Annotated in this window: 17 protein-coding genes and 1 pseudogene; 15 read left to right on the top strand and 3 right to left on the bottom strand. The window is 72.0% G+C overall.

The window, feature by feature from the left end:
* The first annotated feature begins 12 nt into the window (after positions 1-12).
* The 5 genes and pseudogenes from B0I32_RS21485 to B0I32_RS21505 form a co-directional block, all read left to right on the top strand.
* Entirely contained in the window at positions 13-1,527 is a 1,515-nt protein-coding gene (locus tag B0I32_RS21485; protein WP_181307637.1) for a sugar ABC transporter ATP-binding protein, read from the top strand.
* Positions 1,524-2,498 (top strand): ABC transporter permease, encoded by a 975-nt coding sequence (locus tag B0I32_RS21490; protein ID WP_106242139.1) that lies wholly within the window; start codon positions 1,524-1,526, stop codon positions 2,496-2,498. The genes B0I32_RS21485 and B0I32_RS21490 overlap by 4 nt, the downstream gene beginning before the upstream one ends.
* Positions 2,495-3,565: an ABC transporter permease gene (locus B0I32_RS21495; RefSeq protein ID WP_106242141.1), complete on the top strand. Its 1,071-nt coding sequence runs from the start codon at positions 2,495-2,497 to the stop codon at positions 3,563-3,565. The genes B0I32_RS21490 and B0I32_RS21495 overlap by 4 nt, the downstream gene beginning before the upstream one ends.
* Complete coding sequence (locus B0I32_RS21500) at positions 3,562-4,443, top strand: SMP-30/gluconolactonase/LRE family protein (protein WP_106242144.1); 882 nt, start codon at positions 3,562-3,564, stop codon at positions 4,441-4,443. Before B0I32_RS21495 ends, B0I32_RS21500 begins: the two co-directional genes overlap by 4 nt.
* Positions 4,444-4,732: 289 nt before the next feature.
* Positions 4,733-5,917 (top strand): annotated as a pseudogene (locus B0I32_RS21505) (serine hydrolase); the annotation flags it as partial.
* Positions 5,918-5,940: 23 nt separating this feature from the next.
* Here B0I32_RS21505 and B0I32_RS21510 read toward each other — a convergent pair.
* Together B0I32_RS21510 and B0I32_RS21515 are read right to left on the bottom strand one after the other, a co-directional pair.
* Positions 5,941-7,368 carry a M81 family metallopeptidase gene (locus tag B0I32_RS21510; protein WP_219911936.1) on the bottom strand — a complete coding sequence of 476 codons (1,428 nt, stop codon included), beginning with the start codon at positions 7,366-7,368 and terminating at the stop codon, positions 5,941-5,943.
* A gap of 12 nt (positions 7,369-7,380) precedes the next feature.
* Entirely contained in the window at positions 7,381-8,517 is a 1,137-nt protein-coding gene (locus B0I32_RS21515) for an ROK family transcriptional regulator (RefSeq protein WP_106242149.1), read from the bottom strand.
* 214 nt (positions 8,518-8,731) lie between these two features.
* Here B0I32_RS21515 and B0I32_RS21520 point away from each other — a divergent pair, with 214 nt between their 5' ends.
* From B0I32_RS21520 to B0I32_RS21555, 7 genes are all read left to right on the top strand, one after another.
* On the top strand, positions 8,732-10,462 hold the full coding sequence (locus tag B0I32_RS21520) for a peptide ABC transporter substrate-binding protein (protein ID WP_106242152.1): 1,731 nt from the start codon (positions 8,732-8,734) through the stop codon (positions 10,460-10,462).
* Positions 10,463-10,465: 3 nt separating this feature from the next.
* Entirely contained in the window at positions 10,466-11,425 is a 960-nt protein-coding gene (locus B0I32_RS21525; protein ID WP_106242154.1) for an ABC transporter permease, read from the top strand.
* Positions 11,422-12,300: an ABC transporter permease gene (locus tag B0I32_RS21530; RefSeq protein WP_106242157.1), complete on the top strand. Its 879-nt coding sequence runs from the start codon at positions 11,422-11,424 to the stop codon at positions 12,298-12,300. Before B0I32_RS21525 ends, B0I32_RS21530 begins: the two co-directional genes overlap by 4 nt.
* A 15-nt stretch (positions 12,301-12,315) precedes the next feature.
* The gene (locus B0I32_RS21535) at positions 12,316-14,319 is read left to right on the top strand and encodes an ABC transporter ATP-binding protein (protein ID WP_106242160.1); all 2,004 of its coding nucleotides are present in this window, start codon (positions 12,316-12,318) and stop codon (positions 14,317-14,319) included.
* A gap of 46 nt (positions 14,320-14,365) precedes the next feature.
* Positions 14,366-15,220 carry a helix-turn-helix domain-containing protein gene (locus B0I32_RS21540; protein WP_106242162.1) on the top strand — a complete coding sequence of 285 codons (855 nt, stop codon included), beginning with the start codon at positions 14,366-14,368 and terminating at the stop codon, positions 15,218-15,220.
* A 65-nt stretch (positions 15,221-15,285) separates the two neighbouring features.
* Complete coding sequence (locus B0I32_RS21545; RefSeq protein ID WP_106242165.1) at positions 15,286-16,230, top strand: NADP-dependent oxidoreductase; 945 nt, start codon at positions 15,286-15,288, stop codon at positions 16,228-16,230.
* Between the two features lie 204 nt (positions 16,231-16,434).
* Entirely contained in the window at positions 16,435-16,935 is a 501-nt protein-coding gene (locus B0I32_RS21555) for a cupin domain-containing protein (RefSeq protein WP_106242167.1), read from the top strand.
* A gap of 44 nt (positions 16,936-16,979) precedes the next feature.
* On the opposite strand, the gene B0I32_RS21560 is transcribed toward B0I32_RS21555, so the two are convergent.
* Positions 16,980-17,741, bottom strand: a complete 762-nt coding sequence (locus tag B0I32_RS21560) for a GntR family transcriptional regulator (protein WP_106242170.1) — start codon at positions 17,739-17,741, stop codon at positions 16,980-16,982.
* A gap of 120 nt (positions 17,742-17,861) precedes the next feature.
* Here B0I32_RS21560 and B0I32_RS21565 point away from each other — a divergent pair, with 120 nt between their 5' ends.
* From B0I32_RS21565 to B0I32_RS21575, 3 genes are read left to right on the top strand one after another with little or no spacing between them, the layout of a single operon-like run.
* Entirely contained in the window at positions 17,862-18,992 is a 1,131-nt protein-coding gene (locus B0I32_RS21565; protein WP_106242171.1) for an SIS domain-containing protein, read from the top strand.
* 20 nt (positions 18,993-19,012) lie between these two features.
* Positions 19,013-19,999, top strand: a complete 987-nt coding sequence (locus B0I32_RS21570; RefSeq protein ID WP_106242174.1) for an N-acetylglucosamine kinase — start codon at positions 19,013-19,015, stop codon at positions 19,997-19,999.
* On the top strand, positions 19,996-20,925 hold the full coding sequence (locus tag B0I32_RS21575; protein WP_106242177.1) for a DMT family transporter: 930 nt from the start codon (positions 19,996-19,998) through the stop codon (positions 20,923-20,925). Before B0I32_RS21570 ends, B0I32_RS21575 begins: the two co-directional genes overlap by 4 nt.
* The last annotated feature ends 26 nt before the right edge of the window (positions 20,926-20,951 follow it).

The following is a 20,951-nucleotide window of genomic DNA, read 5'->3' on the forward strand; positions in this document are numbered from 1 at the left end:
CCAGAGCCAGGCATGAGCCAGCCGGAAAGGGGCGGTCCGCTGCTCCGCGTGGAAGGGCTGGCCCACGCCTTCAACGGCGTCCCCGCGGTGCAGCAGGTCTCCTTCACCGTGGGCGCCGGCCAGATTCACGGCCTGTGCGGGCACAACGGCGCGGGCAAGAGCACGGTGGTGAAGATGTTGTCCGGGCAGCTCGCGCCCGACCGCGGCCGTATCGTGATCGGCGGCGAGACGGTCGAGCTGCGCGGCCGCCAGGCCGCCCAGCGCGCGGGCGTGGCGCTCGTGGACCAGGAGCTGAGCGTCGTACCGGCTCTGACCGTGCTCGACAACATGCTGCTCGGCGACCTCGGCGTGCCGTTCGTCAACCGCCGGCGCGCGGCCGCGGCCCGGTGCCGGCGGATCCTGGACGACCTGGGCCTGGAGCGCATCGACCCGGACCAGCCGCTGTCGGCGCTCGGCATCGGCGAGCGGCAACTGGTCGAGATCGCCAAGGCGCTCGGCCAGAACGCCCGGCTGGTGATCCTCGACGAGCCCACCGCGACGTTCAGCGACGCCGAGAGCCGGCACGTGTTCGCCGCGATCCGGCGGGTCGCGGCCACGGGCTGCTCGGTCGTCTTCGTCTCCCACCGGCTGGCCGAGGTCCTCGACCTGTGCGACGTCGTGACCGTGCTGCGCGACGGCCGCGACGTCGCCACCGGTCCCGCCGCCGGCCTGACGGTGGACGAGCTGATCACCCGGATGCTCGGCGAGACCAGCCACCGGCCGTCCGCCGCGCGCGGGCCGGCCCAGGACCCGGCGCACGCGCTGCGGATCGAGAACCTGCGCGTGCCGGGACGGCTCGGCGGCTTCACCCTCACCGCCCCGGCGGGCCGCGTCCACGCGCTGGCCGGACAGCTCGGCAGCGGCGCCTCCGACGTCCTGCGCGCCCTGGCCGGCCTGCATCCCGGAGCGACGGGGACGGCCGAGCTGCGCGGGCGGCCGGTCCCGCTGCGCGACCCGGTGCGGGCCGCGCGCGGCGGGGTCGCCTTCGTCTCCGGCGACCGCAAGTCCGAGGGGTTGTTCCTCGGCAAGCCGAGCGCGTGGAACCTCGTCGCGACCCGCCTGCCCGCGCTGGGGCGGGCCGGCGTCCTGCGGCCCGGCCACGAGCGGCGCGCCGCCCGGGCGCTCGCCGAGCGGTCGGGCCTGCCGGGGGAGCGGCTCGACGATCCGGTGGGGACGCTGAGCGGCGGCAACCAGCAGAAGGTCTTCGTCGGCCGCTGCCTGGAGAACGCGGACGTCCTCGCCCTGCTGCTGGACGAGCCGACCCGGGGAGTGGACGTCGGCGGGCGCGCGGCGATCCACCGGCTGCTGCGCCAGGCCGCCGATTCCGGACTTGTCGTGATATTCGCCTCCACCGAGCTGGAAGAACTGCTCGAACTGGGCGACGTGATCGTCACCATGCGCGACGGCCGGATGGTGGGCCGGCACGAGGGCGACGTGGACGGCGCGCTGCTGATGCGCGACATGACCGGCGGGGCGGAGCACGCATGACGGCCGAGACGGGGGCCGTTGCGGCGGACGGGTCGGCGCGCAGGTGGCCGCCGCGTGTCGTGACGGCCGGTCTGGCCGTGATCCTCCTGGCGCTGCTGCTGATCCCGGCCGTGACGACGCCCCGCTTCCTCACCCTCGACAACGCGCGCGCGATCCTCGCCTCGGCCGCCTTCGTGGGCATCACCTCGGTCGGCGCGACCATGGTGATGATCGCCGGGTCCGGCGTGTCGCTGGCCACCTCCCAGATCGCGACCGTCGTCGCCATGTTCTTCCTCGGCACCCAGCACCTCGGGCTGGGCGCCGCCCTGCTGATCGCGCTCGCGGCCGGCGTCGCGCTCAACGCCTTCCAGGGCGCGGTCATCGGCTACTGGAAGGCCGACCCGATCGTGCTCACCATCGCCGGCGGGTTCGCCATCGGCGGCGCGGCCACCTGGTTCAGCGGCGGCACCACGGTCTACCCCGGGGCGCGGGGGTTCGAGGTGCTCAACGCCACCCCGCTGGGCCTGCCGCTGGCCGTGTACGTGCTGCTCGCGGTCACGGTGGTCGTCGAATGGACGCTGCGCCGCACGACGGCCGGCCGGCAGATGTACCTGGTGGGGGAGAACCGGGCCGCGGCCCGCGCGGCCGGCCTGCCCGTCGGCCGGGTGACCGTGCTCGCCTGGGCCGTCTCCGGCGCGTGCGTCGCCCTGACCGGGGTCTTCCTCGCCTCGTTCACCACCTCCGCCACCGTGACGCTCGGCGGCACCCTCACCCTCGACGCCATCGCGGCGGTCCTCGTGGGCGGCACCGCGATCTCCGGCGGCCACGGCTCGGCCGTGCGGACCCTCGGCGGCGCGGTGCTCATCTCCGTCATCTCCGACGTGCTGCTGCTGCGGGGCTACTCGACCGGCGTGCAGATCCTCGTGAAGGGAGTCCTCGTGCTCACGGTCGTCCTCGTCGTGCACGTACGCTCCGGCAGGGGCCGGCGATGACCGGCCAGATGACCGGCCAGATGATCGGCCGGATGACCCGCCGGGTGATCGGCCGGATGATCGGCCGGTCGTGGGGCCGGCCGGAGCACGCGATGCCCGCGATCTCCCTGCTCCTCGTGCTGGCCGCGTTCGCCTGCTCGCCGCTGCTGAGCGGCCGGCCGCTGGAGGCGTTCGACGTCTACAACGCGTCGCAGGGCTTCGCCCAGCTCGGCCTGCTGGCCCTGGCGATCGGCATCACGATGATCGCCGGCGAGTTCGACCTGTCGGTCGCCGGGACGTACGCGCTCGGCGGCATGCTGGCCGTCCAGACCGGCGCGCACTCGCCGGTCATGGGCGTGCTGGCCGCGGTGGCCGCCGGAGCCGCCGTCGGCGCGGTGCAGGGCGGCCTGATCGCCAGGTTGCGTGTGCCGTCGCTGCCCGTCACGCTCGCCACGTACATCGCGCTGCTGGGGCTGACCTACACGATGTCCGGCGGGCTGAGCGTGACCTACGCCAACGCCGACGCGACCCTCTGGGTGGACCAGCAGATCGCCGGCGTCCTGTCGCCGCGGAGCCTGCTGACCCTGGTGGCCTTCCTCCTCGCCGCCGTCGTGCTGGGCGGCACCAAGCTGGGACGCGAGCTGCGCGCCATCGGCGGCGACCGCCGGGCCAGCCGGGTCGCCGGCGTCGGCGTGGACCGGCGGATCGTCGGGATCTTCACGCTGTCGGGGACGCTGGCGGCGCTGGGCGGCGCCCTGCTCGGCTACAGCTACGCCTCGGCCAACCCGGACCCCGGGTTGCAGCCGCTGATCCTCGCCATCGTGGCCGCGCTGCTTGGCGGCGTCTCCCTGGCCGGCGGCCGCGGCGCCCCGCTGGGGCTGCTGGCCGGAACCCTGTCGGTGGCCCTGCTCGCGCAGATCGTCGCGGTCACCGCCCTGCCCGACTTCTCCACCCAGCTCCTGTACGCGGCGCTGCTCGCCGTCATCGTCGCCGTCGAGAGCCCCGGCCTGCGCCAGGCGATCGAACGCCTGCGAGCCCGCCGTACCGGCAGCACCGCCATGACCCCATCGCAAGGAGGAAGACCATGACGGAGACCACCACCGTGGCCGAGGGCTTCAGCTTCCTGGAGGCGCCGCGCTGGCGCGACGGGCGGCTCTGGTTCTCCGACTTCTACACCCACCGGGTGCGCTCCATCCGCGAGGACGGGTCGGACCTGCGCGAGGAGGCCCACGTCCCCGAGCAGCCCTCCGGCCTGGGCTGGCTGCCCGACGGACGGCTGCTCATCGTCTCCATGCGCGACCGCAAGCTCCTCCGCCGCGAGCAGGACGGGACCCTCTCGGTCCACGCCGACCTCGGCAAGCACGCCACCGGCCACCTCAACGACATGGTCGTGGACGGCCAGGGCCGCGTCTACGTGGGCAATTTCGGCTTCGACCTGATGGGCGGCGCGCCGCTGGAGCCGGCCTCGCTGCACCGGGTGGATCCCGACGGCCACGTCACCGAGGTGGCCGACGACCTCTGGTTCCCCAACGGCAGCGCCATCACCTCCGACGGCGTGCTCGTGGTCGTGGAGACGTTCGGCAACAGGGTCACCGCGTTCGACCTCACCGGCGACGGCGAGTTGGTCAACCGGCGGACGTGGGCGGAGTTCGGGCCGCTGCCCGCCGACCGCGGCATCGCCGAGGCGCTCGGGCAGTTGTCGGTGGCCGGCGACGGAGCCTGCCTCGACTCCGAGAACGCGCTGTGGATCGCGGACGCCATCGGCAGCCGCCTCGTTCGGGTGGTCGAGGGCGGCACGATCACCGACGAGCTCAGTCCCGGCTCACCGGTGTACGCGTGCGCCCTCGGCGGCGCGGACGGCACGACGCTGTTCGCCTGCGCCGCACCCGACTTCCACGAGCAGGCCCGCGCGGCGGCCCGCGAGGCCCGCATGCTCGCCATGCGGGTGACCGTCCCGGCGCCCTGACCCTACCGGCCCGGATTTGCTTGCATAAGCTATGGTTTGCTTATGCGAGCAAACCCCTCGTCGCCCGATGCGGGCGACCGGACGTTCACGGAGGTCGGGCGGCGGGGACGGGCCGCGATCGAGGCCGGTTGCCGGAAACACCTGAAGCGAGCAGTGCTCATCACCGCGATGATCCTGCTCGCGGTCCTCTCCGGCACCGGCCAGGCCGCGGCGGACGCTCCGGCGGACGTGGGCCGGCTGATCGACGACGCCTTCCCCGGCCGCCCGGTCACCCTGCGCCACCTCCTCACCCACACCGCGGGCTTCGAGGCGAACGTCATCGGCGGCTCCACGGCCGACCCCCAGGGCACGAGGTCGCTGGCGCGCACGGTCGAGGCGCTACTACGGCCACCCGGCCTCGGGCGCCGGCGCCGTCACCACGGCCGCGGACATGAGCCGGCTGATGATCGCGCTGCTGGACGACGACCCCCGGCTCGGCAAGGGCATCGGCGAGCTCATGATGCGGCGCCACTACACGCAGGACGAGCGGCTGCCCGGCATGGGCTACGGCGTCGAGGAGACGCGGCGCAACGGCCACCGGATCTTCTTCAAGGGCGGCGACGTCAACGGCTTCCACCACCTGCTGGCGATGCTCCCCGACCGGAAGACCGGGATCTACGTCGTGTCCAACGGCGAAGGCGCCCAGCCGGCGCTCCACGACCTCGTCGACCGCATCGTCGACGACCAGTTCCCCGGCCGGGCGGAGGAGCCCAGGCCCGTCGGCGGCGACACCTCCGCCTACGCCGGCACGTACCTCACCAGCCGGCCCGTGGGCGACCTCCTGCGCTTCGGCAGCCTGATGAACCACGTCACCGTGACCTCCAGCGGCGACGGGAGGATCACCACCACCGGTCTCTCACCTGATCCCGACGTCGCGGCCCAGGAGTGGATCCGGATCGGGCCGGGGCTCTTCGCCGAGCAGGACGGCCAGGAGCGCATCGCCTTCAGCGCCGACGGTGTGCTCGCCGGCGGCCATCAGGAGGAGGCCACGACGTACGAACGCGCGCCGGCCGGGCTGTATCTGGCGCTGCTCTACTCCGGGCTGGCCGCCCTCCTGATCGGTGTCGTCGCCATCCCGGCCGTCGCCCTCGTCCGCCGGATCCGGCGCAGACCCGCCGAGCACCCGGCCGCCTGGTGGCTGGCCTGGGTCACCGGCGTCCTCATCCTGCCCTTCCTGTACGGGCTGGCCGTCACGCTCGTCATCGCCCCGAGCGACGCCATCTTCCTGGGCTCGCCGACGCTCACGGGAGCGCTGCTGGCCTCCTCGGCCGCCTTCGTCCTCACCGGAGGACTCGTGGCGTGCACGGCGGGCGCGTGGTGGAAGGGCTGGTGGCGGCTGCCGGAGCGGATCTCGTACACGGCCTACATGCTCGGCGCGGTGTCCTTCATGACGGTCGCCTACCTGTTCAACCTGGTCGGAGGCGTCTTCGCCTGACGGCCGAGCTCGGAAGGCAGGGCTCAGCCGAAGGTCGCGTCCCGGTCCAGCGGGAAGATCGGGCGCCGCAGGTTCCGGTACGGCAGCCGGTGCAGATCCTGGTCCACGCCCCCCGGCGTGAGCGCCAGCATCCACCCGGCCGCCGCCTCGAACAACTCCGGCTCCAAGTACCCGATCTTGACCGTGACCACGTCGGCGCCGGCGACGTCCACCCCCAGCCGCCGGTAGGACGAGAGCAGCCGGTACTGCATCCGCCGCGAGGTCAGGAACACGCTCAGCCCGCCGACCCGCACGCTCACCACGCGCCCGCCGTCGGGGTCGTCGGCCACGGCCTCCAGCGTGCCCTCCAGCAGCAGCGGCCCGGGGTCCCGAGTGTCGAGCCGGCCGCCGGCGCGCACGCTGACCGGCGAGCCGACCGGCAGGTGCCCGACGCGCGCCACCGCCTCGGGGTCGAACAGGGAGGCGTAGACGGCACGCGCCGAGCCGTCGCGGATCTCGGGCCTGGCCAGCATCCGTTCCAGCGCGTAGGTGACGTCGTCGGCTCCGCCCGCGCCCGGGTTGTCGCCGGAGTCGCTGATGAAGTACGGCCGGGGCGAGCCCTCCTTCAGCGCCGTGTCCAGGCACTCGTCCATGGAGCCCGTGGGCGCGACGAAGGCGAAGTCGTCACGGGCGTCCCAGAACGCCTGCCCCAGCTCGCGCGCCGCCCGCTCGGTGGCGGCGGCGTCGGTGCCGGTGGCCACGACCGCCCCGGTGCAGCGCGGCTCGTCGGCCCAGGCGAAGCCGATCCAGATCGCCGCGTCGATCACGCCCGGCCTCGACTCGACCTCGGGGACGCGGGCGTACAGGCCGCGGGCCGGCTCGACGCGGGTGCTGGTCATCTCGCCGGGCAGCAGGATCGGCACGTGGACCAGCGTCTTGTGCGGCCGGCCACCCGCTCCGAGCGCGGTGACGAGGTTGCGGGCGGCGCGCTCGCGCGTCTCCCAGACGTCCACGTGGGGCGCGGTGCGGTAGCAGGTCAGCAGGTCGCAGCCGTCGAACAGGGTCTCGGAGACGTTGCCGTGCAGGTCCATCGCCGCCGACACCAGCGGCTCGGGGCCGATGACCGAGCGGATCGCGGTGATCAGATCGCCCTCGGCGTCCTGGCGGCCCACGACGCTCATCGCGCCGTGGAAGTCCAGCAGCACCCCGTCGAACGGACCCTCCGCCAGGCCCTCGACGATCTCGGCCCGCCAGGCGTCGTACGCGGCGGGCTCGACCGCTCCGCCCGGCAGGGCGCGGGCGTGGACCAGAGGCACCCACTCCACCCCGGCCGCCCAGTCGTCACCGAGCCAGTCGTACCGGTCGAGCAGGGCCCGGCCGCGGGTGACCTCGAAGTCGGCGGTGCCGCTGAGGTGGGGTGAGAAGGTGCTGGACTCGATGTGGATGCCGCAGACGGCGATACGCAGGGACACTGCACAGGCTTTCTAGGAGGGACGGATGTCGGCGGTCTCGCGGAGGAGGTGGCCCAGGCCGATCAGGGCCGCGTCCGGTCCGGCCACGCTCGCCTCGATGGACAACGACTGGGTCAGCGGCGGCAGGCAGCGTTCGTAGAGCACGCCTTTCACGGCCGCCACGTAGACGTCCAGGGTCGACAGCACGCCGCCGAGCACGACCCGGTCGGGGTTGAGGAAGTTGACCAGGCCCGACACGGCAACGCCCAGCAGCCGGCCGGCCTGGCGGACGAGGGTCACGACGGCCGGGTCGGCGTTGTCGACGGCGTCGATGACGTCGCGGGTGCTGGACACGGGCAGGCCGCGCCCGGCCAGCTCGCGCACCAGCGCGGCGCCGCTGGCGACCGTCTCCAGGCAGCCGCGGCTGCCGCAGGAGCATTCGCGCTCGCCGCTGTCGGCCACGCGCACGTGGGTGACGTCGCCGCTCAGGCCGCGTCCGCCGCGGTAGATCTGGGCGCCGCTGATCAGGCAGCCGCCGATGCCGGTGCCGGCCTTGATGTAAATCATGTCGCCGCCCTCCCCCCGGGTGACGTGCTCGCCGATCGCCGCCGCCTTGGCGTCGTTGTCGACGACCGAGGTGACCTCGAAGCGCCGGCGCAGGTCGTTCTGGACGTCGTATCCGCTCCAGCCCGGCATGCGGGCCGGGCCGATGAGCCGGCCGTGCGGGAAGTCCACCGGTCCCGGGAGAGCCATGCCGACGGCCAGCAGCCGGCGGCCGGGCGCGTGGGAGTTCCTGACGGTGTCGAAGGCCGCGGTGACCGTGTCGAAGATCGCCTCGGGCCCCGCTCCTATGTCGACGGCGAACTCCTCGGCCGCCAGCAGGGCTCCGGAGGGGGAGCAGAGGCCGACGCGGGCGTGCCGGCCCCCGAGCTCGGCCACCGCGAACACGCCTCCGTCCTGGCGCAGCCGCAGGATCCGCGGGCGGCGGCCCCCGGTGGAGACGCCCACGCCCTCCTCCAGGATCGTGCCCTCCTCCAGCAGGCGGCGCACCACGCTGGAGACCGTCGAGGGAGCCACCTGGAGGGTCTCCACCAGATCCGCGCGGGAGGCGGCCTTGCCGCTGGCCAGCAGGCTCAAAGCCTGCTCACGCAGACTAGCGGGGTCCGACATGCCTCTCCTCCCAGACGAGCACCACGGATGCTCATCATCGAGCACCAAGACGATCACCGGAAGATGCCGCCGCTGCGGACTCTATCCCGAAATAAGTGTGCCGAACAAAGGTGATTTTTCGCATTGACTTACTACTTGTACCTCTATACATTCTCCGGACTGAAGGACAGAAGAGCCCCTTGGAGGGCACGTCCACGTCTCGACGAGGAGAACCATGGGGACGAGAACCCGCATCGTGTGCGGCGTGGTGGCCGTCGGGCTCGGATTGACCGCCTGCAGCGCGGGAGCCGGCGGCGGCTCGCCGCAGGGCGGCGCGCAGGCCAAGGACACCGTGACCGTGGCCCTCCGCACGCCGAACTGGATCCTGCCGATCTCGGCCCCCGGCTTCACCCAGGGCGAGAACGACATCTTCGGTACGGCCCTGTACCGCAAGCTGTACAGCTACCAGCTCGACGGATCCAGCCCCGACAACGTCAACCCGGAGCGCTCGCTGGCCGAGCCGCCCGAGGTCAGCGACGGCGGGAAGACGCTGACCATCACGCTCAAGGACAACACCTGGTCCGACGGCAAGCCGATCACCACGAAGGACGTCCAGTTCTGGTGGGACCTGGTGACCACGAACAAGGACAAGTGGGCCTCGTACAAGCCGGGCGGCTTCCCCGACAACATCGCCGCCTTCAAGGTCAAGGACGACAAGACCTTCTCCCTGACCACGAAGAAGGCGTACAACGCGGCCTGGTTCGTCGGCAACCAGCTCAACCGCATCGTGCCGCTGCCCCAGCACGCCTGGGACAAGGGCGGCGACGCCAAGAAGACCTTCGAGGAGCTGACCGCCGCCTCCAAGGACCCCAAGTCGTACGCGACGAACCCGCTGTGGAAGACGACCAGCGGGCCGTGGAAGCTGGAGAGCTACGTGCCCAGCGGCGAGGTGGTCCTGGCCAAGCAGGACGCCTACTCGGGCCCCGACAAGCCGAAGCTGAACAAGATCGTGCTGCGGCCGTTCACCGGCGACGACGCCGAGTTCAACGTGCTGCGCGCCGGGCAGATCGACTACGGCTACATCCCGCCCGCGAACCTGTCGCAGCAGTCCTACCTGGAGTCGAAGGGCTACAAGACCTCACCCTGGTACGGATGGTCGATCACCTACCTGCAGCTCAACTTCAACAACCCCAAGACCGGGGTGCTGTTCAAGCAGCCGTACCTGCGCCAGGCGCTGCAGATGCTCATCGACCAGCCCACCATCAGCAAGGTCATCTGGTCCGGCATGGCCGCGCCCACCTGCGGCCCGGTGCCCGCCAAGCAGGGCGCGCCGGCCGGTCAGGGCTGCGCCTACCCGTTCGACCCGGCCAAGGCCAAGCAGCTGCTGGAGAGCCACGGCTGGACGGTGACCCCCGACGGGCAGACCTCCTGCGCCGACCCCGCCCTGTGCGGTGAGGGCATCGCCAAGGGCACCCCGCTCAGCTTCACCGTGACCAGCCAGTCGGGCTTCTCCGCCACCACCAAGATGTTCGCCGAGATCAAGTCGGCGATGGCGAAGGTCGGCGTGCAGCTCACCATCAAGGAGGTGCCCGACTCCGTCGCGGTCACCCCGGCCTGCAAGCCCGACGAGTCCGCGTGCGACTGGGACATGTCGTTCTTCGGCTCCCAGGGCAGCTGGTACTACCCGGCCTTCGCCTCCGGCGAGCGCCTGTTCCAGACCGACGCCCCCGTCAACCTCGGCAGCTACAGCAACCCCGAGGCCGACAAGCTCATCGACAAGGCCCAGTTCTCCGCCGACGCCGGAGCGCTGCAGGAGTACAACGACTTCCTGGCCAAGGACCTGCCGGTGCTCTGGATGCCGAACCCCGTCTACCAGATCTCCTCGTACCGGTCCGAGCTGCAGGGCGTGGACCCGCAGGACCCGATGAACCTGATGTACTTCCAAGACTGGTCCTGGAAGAGCTGACCTTTGACCCGCTACCTCCTCGCCCGTCTGGGCCAGGCCCTGGTCATCGTGATCCTGGTGACGCTGATCACGTTCGTGATCCTGCACCTCCTGCCCGGGGGCGCGGCCAGGGCCATCCTGGGCAAGGAGGCGACGCTCCAGCAGATCGCCTCCTTCAACCACGAGATGGGGTACGACCGGCCGCTGTGGGAACAGTACGCGCTGTACCTGCGGCGGCTGGTCGGCGGCGACCTCGGCTACTCCTTCCAGCTCAACCAGTCGGTGGCCGAGGCGATCAACCAGCGCCTGCCCAAGACCATGCTGCTCTCGCTCGGCTCGACGCTGATCGCGGTCGTGGTGGCCGTCCCGCTGGGCGTCATCCAGGCCGTACGGCGTAACCGCTGGCCCGACTACACGATCAACGGGCTGTCGCTGCTGGCGTACGCCACGCCGATCTTCTTCATGGGTCTCATGATGATCATTCTGTTCTCCCAGGTGTGGCCGGTGCTGCCGCCCGAGGCCCCGCAGGGCTTCACGATGGCGGAGGTGCTGGCCGAGCCCGCCGGGCTCGTGCTGCCCACGCTCACGCTGGCGATCCTCACCGTCGCGGTCTACTCCCGCTACATCCGCTCGTCCATGGTCGACAACCTGAACGAGAACTACGTCCGCACGGCCCGCAGCAAGGGCCTGGCGGAGAGCCGCGTCATCGTCGGGCACACCCTGCGCAACGGCCTGTTCCCCGTCATCACCCTGCTGGGCATGTACCTGCCCGCGCTGTTCAGCGGCGCCCTCGTCGTCGAGCGGCTGTTCAACTACCCGGGCATGGGGCTGCTGTTCTGGCAGGCGGCGCTCAAGCGGGACTATCCGATCCTGCTCGGCGTCACCCTGCTCATCTCGGTGGCGACCGTGGCCGGCGCGCTGGTCGCCGACGTGCTCTACGCCGCGGTCGATCCGCGCGTACGGCTGAAGGCGGCCCGCTCATGACCACCCAGGAAGAGGCGGAGCCCGTCCGCGGGATGTGGCGGCAGGGGCTGGAGGTCTTCAGCGAGAACCGGCTCGCCCTGGCCGGCGTGGGCCTGTTCGTCCTGCTGGCCGGCTTCAGCTTCCTCGGGCCGCTGTTCTACCAGACCGACCAGGTGCACACCGACCTGACCAAGGTCTTCCTGACCCCCGGCACGGACGGGCACCCGCTCGGCGCCGACGGCGTGGGCTACGACCAGCTCGGGCGGATGATGCTCGGCGGCCAGACCTCCATCGTCGTCGGGCTGGCCGCCGGCCTGCTGGCCACGGTCGTGGGGACCGTCTGGGGCGCCATCGCCGGGTTCGCCGGCGGCTGGGTCGACGCCGTCATGATGCGGGTGGTCGACGCGATGATGTCGATCCCCGCGCTGTTCCTGTTCATGCTCATGGCCTCGATCGTCACGCCGACCGTGCCGATGCTCATCGTCATCATCGGCGCCTTCGCCTGGCTCGGTCCGGCCCGGCTGGTCCGCGGCGAGGCGCTCTCGCTGCGCACCCGCGAGTACGTGATGGCGATGCGCGGCATGGGCGGCACCGGCGGGCGCGCGGTGCGCAGGCACATCATCCCGAACGCCATCGGCACGGTGATCGTCAACGCGACGTTCCAGGTCGCCGACGCGATCCTGTACGTCGCCTACCTGTCGTTCCTCGGCCTGGGGGTGCCGCCGCCCGCGGCCAACTGGGGCGGCATGCTGTCCGACGGCCTGTCGGACACCTTCAGCGGCCACTGGTGGCTGCTGTACCCGCCGGGAATCGCCATCATCCTCATCGTCCTCGCCTTCAACTTCATCGGCGACGGGCTGAGGGATGTCTTCGAGGTCCGCCTCCGGCGGCGTTAGCAGGAGGAATCGTCCATGGAGGTACCTACCCAGCCGCTGCTGCGGCTGCGCGACCTCAGCACCGACATCGCGCTGCGGCGCGGCGCCGTGCAGGCGCTCGACCACGTCAACCTCGAGGTACGGCAGGGCGAGACGCTCGGCATCGTGGGCGAGTCGGGCAGCGGCAAGACCATGACCGTACTGTCGATCATGGGTCTGCTGCCGACCGGCGGCCGCGTCGTCGGCGGGGAGATCCTCTTCGACGGCCGCGACCTGCGCGGCCTGGAGGCCCAGGAGCTGCGCCGGGTCCGCGGCGTCGAGATGGGCATGGTCTTCCAGGACCCGCTCACCTCGCTGAACCCCACCATGCGCATCGGCGCCCAGGTCGCCGAGCCGCTCCGGGTCCACCAGGGCGTCGGCAAGGCGGAGGCGCGGGAGCGGGCGATCGAGATCCTGCGCCGGGTCGGCATGCCCAGGCCCGACAAGATCGTCGACGACTACCCGCACCAGCTGTCCGGTGGCATGCGCCAGCGCGTGGTCATCGCCATGGCGCTCATCCGCTCGCCGCGGCTGCTCATCGCCGACGAGCCCACCACGGCCCTGGACGTCACCACCCAGCGCCAGATCCTCGAACTCATCGACGACCTGCGCGAAGAGTTCAAGATGGCGGTCATCCTGGTCACCCACGACCTCGGCGTGATCGCCGGCCGCGCTGACCGGGTCGCCGTCATGTACGCCGGCCGCGTCGTCGAGACCGCCACGACCGCCGAGCTGTTCCGCGCGCCGCGCCACCGCTACACCGAGGCGCTCATGCGCGCCCTGCCCGAGTCCGCCGAGAGCGGCCGGCTGTACAGCATCCCCGGCCTGCCGCCGGACCTGTCGCGGCCCCTGACCGGCTGCCGCTTCGCGCCCCGCTGCGGCTTCGCCACCGACGAATGCCGCACCACCGACGTCACCCTCACCGGGGACGCGCACGCGTTCGCCTGCCTGCACCCCGTCACCGACCGCGCCACGATCGCGCCGTCCGCCGCACGGGAGCCGAGCGCGTCCGGCGCCGCCAAGCCGATCCTCACCGTGCGCGACCTGGTCAAGGAGTACGACGCCGGCGGCGCGGGCCTGCGCAGGACCGCCGCCAGGGTCAGCGCCGTCGCGGGCGTGTCCTTCGAGGTCAAGGCGGGGGAGACGCTCGGCATCGTGGGCGAGTCCGGCTGCGGCAAGTCCACCGTCGGCCGCCTCGTCGCGGGTCTCGAACCGCCCACCAGCGGTGAGATCGTGGTGGACGGCGCCGACGTCACGACCCTCGACCGGGCCGCCCGCCACCGCATGCACCGGCAGGTGCAGCTCATGTTCCAGGACAGCTACGCGGCGATGAACCCGCGCATGCGGATCGACTCCATCCTCACCGAGCCGCTGGAGATCCAGCGGGTCGGCGACTCCGGCGCGCGCCGCGCCCGGGTGAGCGAGCTGCTCGACCAGGTGGGGCTGCCGCGGCGGGCGCTGGAGCGCTACCCGCACGAGTTCTCCGGCGGGCAGTTGCAGCGCATCGGGCTGGCCAGGTCGCTGGCGTTGCGGCCGCGGCTGATCGTGGCCGACGAGCCGGTCAGCGCCCTGGACGTGTCCGTCCAGGCCCAGGTGCTCAACCTCATGCGCGACCTGCAGCGCGACCTCGGCCTGTCGTACGTGTTCATCAGCCACGACCTGTCCGTGGTCGACTACATGGCCGACCGCATCGGCGTGATGTACCTCGGCAAGCTCGTCGAAGTGGGGCCCGCCCACCAGGTGGTCCGCGCCGCGCGGCACCCGTACACGCAGGCGCTGCTCGACGCCGTCCCCACGCCCGACCCCGGCCGCACCGCCGACGCGGGCTCGGCCATCCGGGGGGAGCTGCCGAGCGCGGTCAACCCGCCGACCGGGTGCCGCTTCCGTACGCGCTGCCCCCTGGCGCAGGACGTCTGCGCCACCGAGCCGCCGCTCGCGGGCGGGACGCACCAGGTCGCCTGCCACTTCCCGCTCCGCCAGGAGGCGGCGGCGGGCGCCTGACCGTCCGGTGTCACCGCTGCCTGGGCTGTATGGGCAGAATCGAGGCGTGGAACGTCACGAGTTCGGTGCCGCGGTGCGCCAGTTGCGGGAGGCTACGCCGCCCGAGACTGTCGGGTTGCCGGTCGGCCGCCGGCGGGTGCGCGGGTTGCGGCGGGAAGAGCTCGGCGAGCTCGCGGGGATGTCCGCGGACTACGTACGCCGGCTGGAGCAGGGGCGCAGCCATCCGTCGGCCGGGGTGGTGAACGCCATCGCCCGGGCGTTGCGGGTCGCACGGGCGGACTACGAGCGGCTCTGCGCGCTGGCCGGGTACGCCGCCGTGGACGGACAGGTGCCGAACGAGGTCGGTCCTGGGGCGATGCGGCTGCTGGAACGGTTCACGGACACGCCGATGTTCGTCTCCGACGCGGCGATGAATCTCGTCGCCGTGAACAGCGCGTTCCTGGCTCTGGGGCATTGGGATCTGACCGGGGATCCGTGGGAGTGGAACATCGCCTGGCGTACGTTCTGCGACCCGTTCGACGGCTTCAAGCAGTCCGCGGCCGACGCGACCGATCATCAGGCGGTCCTGGTCGCCCGCCTGATGAGCGCGCTGCTGCGTTACCCCGCTGACGCGTCCCTCGCTGCGCTGGTGGACGAGATGCGCACCCGGAGCCGCCTGTTCGACACGCTGTGGCGTACGCCGCGACCGGTGGCGGCCTACGAGAGCAGTGCCGCGTTCGTGCATCCGGACGGCGGCTCCGTCACGCTCGTCGGCAGCCTGCTCGCCATCCCGGGCGACGATCTGTCGGCGCTGATGCTCACCGCGGCGCCGGGCTCGGCCGACGCGGCGCGTCTGGCCGAGATCGTCGGCGTCGATGCGGACCCGGCCATCATCAAGGTGGGCCGGCCTGGCCCAGGCTAACCGCGCCGGAGCCTGCGAGGTTGAGTGACGTCGCACTTGGCGGCACTCACCGAGGCAGGTTTTCCATGAAGGCAGTGCGTTTTCACGAGTTCGGCGGTCCCGAGGTCCTGCGTCACGAGGACGTGCCGCAGCCCACCCCCAGAGCCGGTCAGGTCCGGATCCGCGTCGCCGCGACGTCGTTCAACGGCGTCGACGGCAACATCCGCGCGGGCTACATGCGCGGCCCGATCCCGGTCGAGCTTCCGCACACTCCCGGCATCGACGTCGCCGGCACGGTCGACGCGCTCGGTGCCGGCGTGGCCGGTGTCGCGGTCGGCGACCGGGTCATCGGCCTGCTGCCGATGACGGCACCCGGGGCGGCCGCGGAGTACGTGCTCGCGCCGGCGGATATCCTGACGGCGGCGCCCAGGAACATCCCGCTGGCCGACTCGGCGGCGCTGCCGCTGGTGGGCCTGACCGCGTGGCAGGCGCTGTTCGACCACGGCAAGCTGACCGCCGGTCAGCGGGTGCTGATCAACGGCGCCGGCGGAGCGGTCGGCGGGTACGCGGTGCAGCTGGCCAAGGAGGTCCGTGCCCACGTGATCGCCACGGCGAGCCCGCGTAGCGCCGCGCGGGTCAAGGGCGCCGGCGCCGACGAGGTGATCGACCACACCACCACCGACGTGACCGCGGCGGTGACCGAGCCGGTCGACCTCGTGCTCAACCTCGCGCCGGTCGCCCCGGAACGGCTGGCCGCGCTGGTCACGCTGATCCGGAACGGCGGCGCCCTGGTCAACACCACCGTCTGGATGCCCGCCCCTTCCGACGAGGAGCGCGGAGTGCGTGGCATCGACGTGTACGTCCGTGGCGACGCCGACCAGCTCGCCGACCTGGCCGCCCGGGTCGGCACCGGCGAGTTGCGGGTCGACGTCGCCCAGCGGGTCGCGCTGGCCGACCTGCCCGCACTCCACGCCAAGGCCGGCGCCGGTGAGCTGCCGGGCAAGACCGTCGTCCTCGCGCCCACCGCCTGACCCGTTCGAAGAAGAAGCAGTCATGTCCTTGTCCCTGGATCCCGAGATCGCCGAGGTGCTGGCCCCGATGGCCGAGGCGATGGCCGCGGCCGCACCACCGTAAGTGGGCGACATCGAGGGGCGTCGTGCCCTGTGGGAACCGATCATCGGTGCCGCGAGCGCCGCCCAGCCCGATCGAACCGCACACCTTAGGAGACGATCACGATGATTCCCGCCGACGACCCCGCCCGCTCGCTGACCGTGGCGAACCCCGACGACCCCGCCACGACCTACATCTCCCTGGTGGGCAACACCTACGCGATCCTGATCACCGGCGAGCAGACCGGGGGCGCGTACTGCCTGATCGACATGCGCGTGCCCGACGGCGGCGGCCCGCCGCCGCACCGGCACGACTTCGAGGAGATGTTCACGATCCTCGAGGGCGAGATCGAGTTCACTTTCCGCGGCGAGCGGCACACCGTGGGGGCCGGCTCCACCGTCAACATCCCGGCCAACGCGCCGCACCACTTCCGCAACGTGTCGGGCGCGCCGGCCCGGATGCTCTGCATGTGCACGCCGGCCGGGCAGGACGAGTACTTCACCCGCATCGGCGACGCCGTGGCGAGCATGGACGCGCCCCCGCCCCAGCTGTCACCGGACGACCTCGCGGAGCGCCGCCGCCGCGCGGCGGAACTGGCTCCGGCCTACCGCAGCGAATTCCTGTGACCCCCGCGCCCGGCGCCACGAGCCGGGCGCGATCACTCGCTCTCTCAGTCGGTGATGGAGGCGCGGAAGCGATAGCGGTCCCCCCGGTACACCTGGATCGTCAGTTCGAGCGGCCGGCCGTCCTGGTTGAAGGTGAGCTGCTCGGCGACCAGCACCGGGGTGCCGTCGTCGATCTCCAGCAGGTCGCGCTCATGGGCCTGGGGCTGCCGTGCCTCCACGGAGTAGTCCGCGACCCGGGGGAACTGCGCCGGGTCGGCGCCGCGCAGGGTCGCGTACAAGGACGCGGCGGTGAAGTCGGTATCGGCCAGCGCGGGACAGAGCGCCAGCGGCACCCGGTTGTGCTCCAGCACGACGACGAGGCCGTCCAGATAGCGCAGGCGGCGCATCTCGAACAGCGCGGCGCCGGGGCCGATCCGCAGGGTCTCGGCCTCCTTCACGGTCGCCGGCCTGGCGCCCGACTCCAGCACCCGGCTGCGGGTCGGCAGGCCGTGCTTCAGGGCGTAGTCGGCGAAGCCCTCGACGGTGTGGCCGCCGGTGGGGGTGGGGGCCTGCTCCTCTGCCCCGGTGACGAACCACCCGCGGGCGGCGGCGGGCTCCAGCAGACCCCGGCTCGCCAGCTCGGCCAGTGCGGCGCGCAGCGTGTCCCGCGACACCGCGTAGCGCGTGGCCAGGCTCCGCTCGGAGGGCAGCCGGTCTCCCGGCTTGGCGCCACCAGCGGTGATGTCGCTCCAGAGCTGGGACGCGATCCGCACATAGCGCGGCAGGGCGTCGTCACTGAGCAGACCTTGCGGAAAAGAGGGAGGCATACCAGAAGCATACCAGTTGACGACCATTGACGGCCATAATCCGGGCCAGTAATATTCCAGTTAGTGGTCAGCTGGAAAGATCCAGCCGATGATCGACCGCTTCACCTCAAGGGAGTGCCTGTGACCGGCCTTCTCGGCAGCCTGGCTCACGAGACCGGGGCCGACGACACCGTCCGTGAGATCGCCCAGCAGCCCCGTGTCTGGCGGGAGATCGACGGCATCGTCACCGCCTCGCGGGCCGAGCTCGACGCCTTCCTGCGACCGCCCGCCGCCCGCGTGGTGCTCACCGGCGCCGGCACGTCGAGCTACGCCGGCCAGGTGCTCGCCACCACGCTCACGCGGCGGCTCGGCCTGCGGGTCGACGCCGTGGCCACCACGGACATCGTGGCCGACCCGCGCGGCTGCTTCGCCGAGGACCTCCCCACCCTGCTCGTCTCCTTCGCCCGCTCCGGCGACAGCCCCGAGAGCGTCGCGGCCACCGAACTCGCCGGGCAGTGCCTGTCGGACGTGCGCCACCTGGTGATCACCTGCAACGCGAAGGGGCGGCTGGCCCAGGAGCACTCGGGCAGGGCCGGCTCGTACGTGCTGCTGATGCCGCCCGCCTCCAACGACCGCGGCTTCGCGATGACCTCCAGCTTCACCGGCATGACGCTCGCCGCCCTGCTCGCCCTCGGCGGCCCCGCCTACGCCGAGGTCACCGGGCGGCTGGCCCGCGCGGCCGAGCGCATCATCGACGACGGCACCCTCGACCATGGCATCGAGGCGCTCCTGGCCCGCGACCCCGAACGGATCGTCTATCTGGGCAGCGGCCCCCTGCGCGGGCTGGCCGCGGAGTCGGCGCTGAAGACGCTCGAACTCACCGGCGGGCAGATCGTCGCGCTCTCCGACTCCGCCCTCGGATTCCGCCACGGCCCCAAGGCCGTGCTGAACGAGCGCACGGTCGTGATCGTGTACGTGTCCAACGATCCGTACACCCGTAAATACGACCAGGACATCCTCGCGGAACTCCGCGCCACCATGCCGCCTGGCAGCGTGATCGCGGTCGGCGGCGCGCCGGACGAGGGCAGCTGGCCGCTCGACGGCGTCGAGGACGTCGAGGACGCGGCGCTGGCCCTGCCCGCCGTCCTGTGCGCCCAGCTCATCGGCGTCAAGGCCGCCGTGCTCCGGGGCATCCGCCCTGACAACCCGTTCCCTTCCGGCGAGGTCAACCGCGTGGTGCACGGCGTCACCCTGCACCGGTTGCAGCACTGACAACGGACTGAGGTGACACCATGTTTCTCGGCGTCGACGGCGGCGGCACCAAGACCGCCTTCTGCCTGGTCGACCAGGACGGGACGGTAGCGGGGCGGGCACGGACCGCCGGCAGCTACTACTTCTCCCAGGCGTCCGAAGGCATCGGCATCGTCGAGCGCGCCCTCAGGCAGGGCGTCGAGGCGGTCTGCGCCGAGGCGGGTATCGAACCGTCCGGCATCGCGTACGCCTTCTTCGGCCTGCCGGGCTACGGCGAGGCCCCCGGAGACCTGCCCGTCCTGGACGCGGCCCCGCGCGCCGTGCTCGGCCACGACCGTTACACCTGCGACAACGACACGGTGTGCGGGTGGGCCGGCTCCCTCGGGGCGGCGGACGGCATCAACGTGCTCAGCGGCACCGGCTCCATGACCTACGGCGAGCGGTCCGGCCGCGGCGTCCGGGTCGGCGGCTGGGGAGAGCTGTTCGGCGACGAGGGCTCGGCGTACTGGATCGCGGTCCGCGGCCTCAACGCGTTCACCCGGATGAGCGACGGACGCCTGCCGGAAGGCCCGCTCGCCGGGGTCCTGCGCCGCCACCTCTCCCTCACCTCGGACCTCACCGTCATCGACGTCGTGTTCAACCGGTGGCGCGGCGACCGCGGGGAGATCGCGGCACTCAGCCGGCGGGTCGTCGAGGCGGCCGGGCTGGGCGACGCGTGCGCCGCCGCCATCCTGGCCGAGGCCGGGCGCGAGCTGGCGCTCCTGGTGGACACCACCCGTGAACGGCTCGGCTTCGAGCCCGGCGAGCCCGTACCGGTCTCCTACTCCGGCGGCACGTTCACCGCCGAGGCGGTGCTCGAAGCCTTCACCCGCGAGCTGAAATCCCTGCACGCCGGTTACGAGCTGCGCCGCCCGCTGTACGAACCGGTCGTCGGAGCCGCGCTCTACGCGGCGAAACTCGCCGGCACCCCCCTCGACCGGGCCGCGCTCGACCGCCTGCTGACCGCCGGACAAGGAGAAGGCGCATGATCAACGTCAAGCGAAGCTGGATACTCTACGCGACCCTGCTCGTCCTCTTCTGGGGCGTGTGGGGCGCCTTCTCCAGCCTCCCGACCAGCCTGTACGGCTATCCCGACGAGATGGTGTACGTCATCTGGGCGTTCACCATGCTGATCCCGGCCTTCTTCGCGCTGCGCGGCAACCGCTTCGACCGCCGGCCCGTCGCCGCCCTCTACGGGCTCATCGCCGGACTCACCGGCGCGGGCGGTCAGCTCCTGCTCTTCCAGGCCCTGTCCAACGGCCCCGCGTACCTGATCTTCCCGATCGTGTCCCTGTCGCCGGTGATCACCGTCCTCATGGCCATCGCCCTGCTCCGCGAACGCATCCAATGGCTCGCCGTCGTCGGCGCGGTCGCCGCGCTGGCCGCGATCGTCCTGTTCAGCATCCCCGGCAGCAGCGACGACTCGAACACGACCGGCCCCTGGCTGCTGCTGGCCATCCTCATCTGCGTGGCCTGGGGCGCCCAGGCGTTCTTCATGCGCAAGGCCGCCCTGCTCGGCATCAACGACGCCACCACCTTCGGCTGGATGACGATCAGCGGCCTGCTGCTCATCCCGGTGGCGGTGCTGATGATGGGCGGGCTGCCCGTCGGCGCCCCCTGGCAGGCACCCGCGCTCACCGCGGTGACCCAGGTCCTCAACGCGGCCGGGGCGCTGTTCCTGGTGATGGCACTCAGCCGGGGCAAGGCCGCGGTGGTGGCGCCCATCACCAACGCGCTCGCCCCCGTCCTGACGATCGTGCTGTCGCTGGCGGTCTACCAGACGCTCCCGTCGATCTACGGCGCCATCGGCATCGTCCTCGCCCTGGGCGGCTCGACCCTGATGGTGTACGCCGACGAGAAGCGCGGCGAAGACGTCACGGCGGGCGCGGTCTCCCCAGAGGCACCCGCCACCTGACGACGCGGACCGCCGCTCGACGCCGA

Origin of the sequence: Nonomuraea fuscirosea, from assembly GCF_003001935.1 — a bacterium.
Classification (GTDB): Bacteria; Actinomycetota; Actinomycetes; order Streptosporangiales; family Streptosporangiaceae; genus Nonomuraea; species Nonomuraea fuscirosea.

What these genes read in the sequence shown, in the direction of transcription:
- B0I32_RS21485 (WP_181307637.1), top strand. Translation starts at nt 13, where the DNA reads ATGAGCCAGCCGGAAAGGGGCGGTCCGCTGCTCCGCGTGGAAGGGCTG.
- B0I32_RS21490 (WP_106242139.1), top strand. Translation starts at nt 1,524, where the DNA reads ATGACGGCCGAGACGGGGGCCGTTGCGGCGGACGGGTCGGCGCGCAGG.
- B0I32_RS21495 (WP_106242141.1), top strand. Translation starts at nt 2,495, where the DNA reads ATGACCGGCCAGATGACCGGCCAGATGATCGGCCGGATGACCCGCCGG.
- B0I32_RS21500 (WP_106242144.1), top strand. Translation starts at nt 3,562, where the DNA reads ATGACGGAGACCACCACCGTGGCCGAGGGCTTCAGCTTCCTGGAGGCG.
- B0I32_RS21515 (WP_106242149.1), bottom strand. Translation starts at nt 8,517, where the DNA reads ATGTCGGACCCCGCTAGTCTGCGTGAGCAGGCTTTGAGCCTGCTGGCC.
- B0I32_RS21520 (WP_106242152.1), top strand. Translation starts at nt 8,732, where the DNA reads ATGGGGACGAGAACCCGCATCGTGTGCGGCGTGGTGGCCGTCGGGCTC.
- B0I32_RS21530 (WP_106242157.1), top strand. Translation starts at nt 11,422, where the DNA reads ATGACCACCCAGGAAGAGGCGGAGCCCGTCCGCGGGATGTGGCGGCAG.
- B0I32_RS21535 (WP_106242160.1), top strand. Translation starts at nt 12,316, where the DNA reads ATGGAGGTACCTACCCAGCCGCTGCTGCGGCTGCGCGACCTCAGCACC.
- B0I32_RS21545 (WP_106242165.1), top strand. Translation starts at nt 15,286, where the DNA reads ATGAAGGCAGTGCGTTTTCACGAGTTCGGCGGTCCCGAGGTCCTGCGT.
- B0I32_RS21555 (WP_106242167.1), top strand. Translation starts at nt 16,435, where the DNA reads ATGATTCCCGCCGACGACCCCGCCCGCTCGCTGACCGTGGCGAACCCC.
- B0I32_RS21560 (WP_106242170.1), bottom strand. Translation starts at nt 17,741, where the DNA reads ATGCCTCCCTCTTTTCCGCAAGGTCTGCTCAGTGACGACGCCCTGCCG.
- B0I32_RS21570 (WP_106242174.1), top strand. Translation starts at nt 19,013, where the DNA reads ATGTTTCTCGGCGTCGACGGCGGCGGCACCAAGACCGCCTTCTGCCTG.
- B0I32_RS21575 (WP_106242177.1), top strand. Translation starts at nt 19,996, where the DNA reads ATGATCAACGTCAAGCGAAGCTGGATACTCTACGCGACCCTGCTCGTC.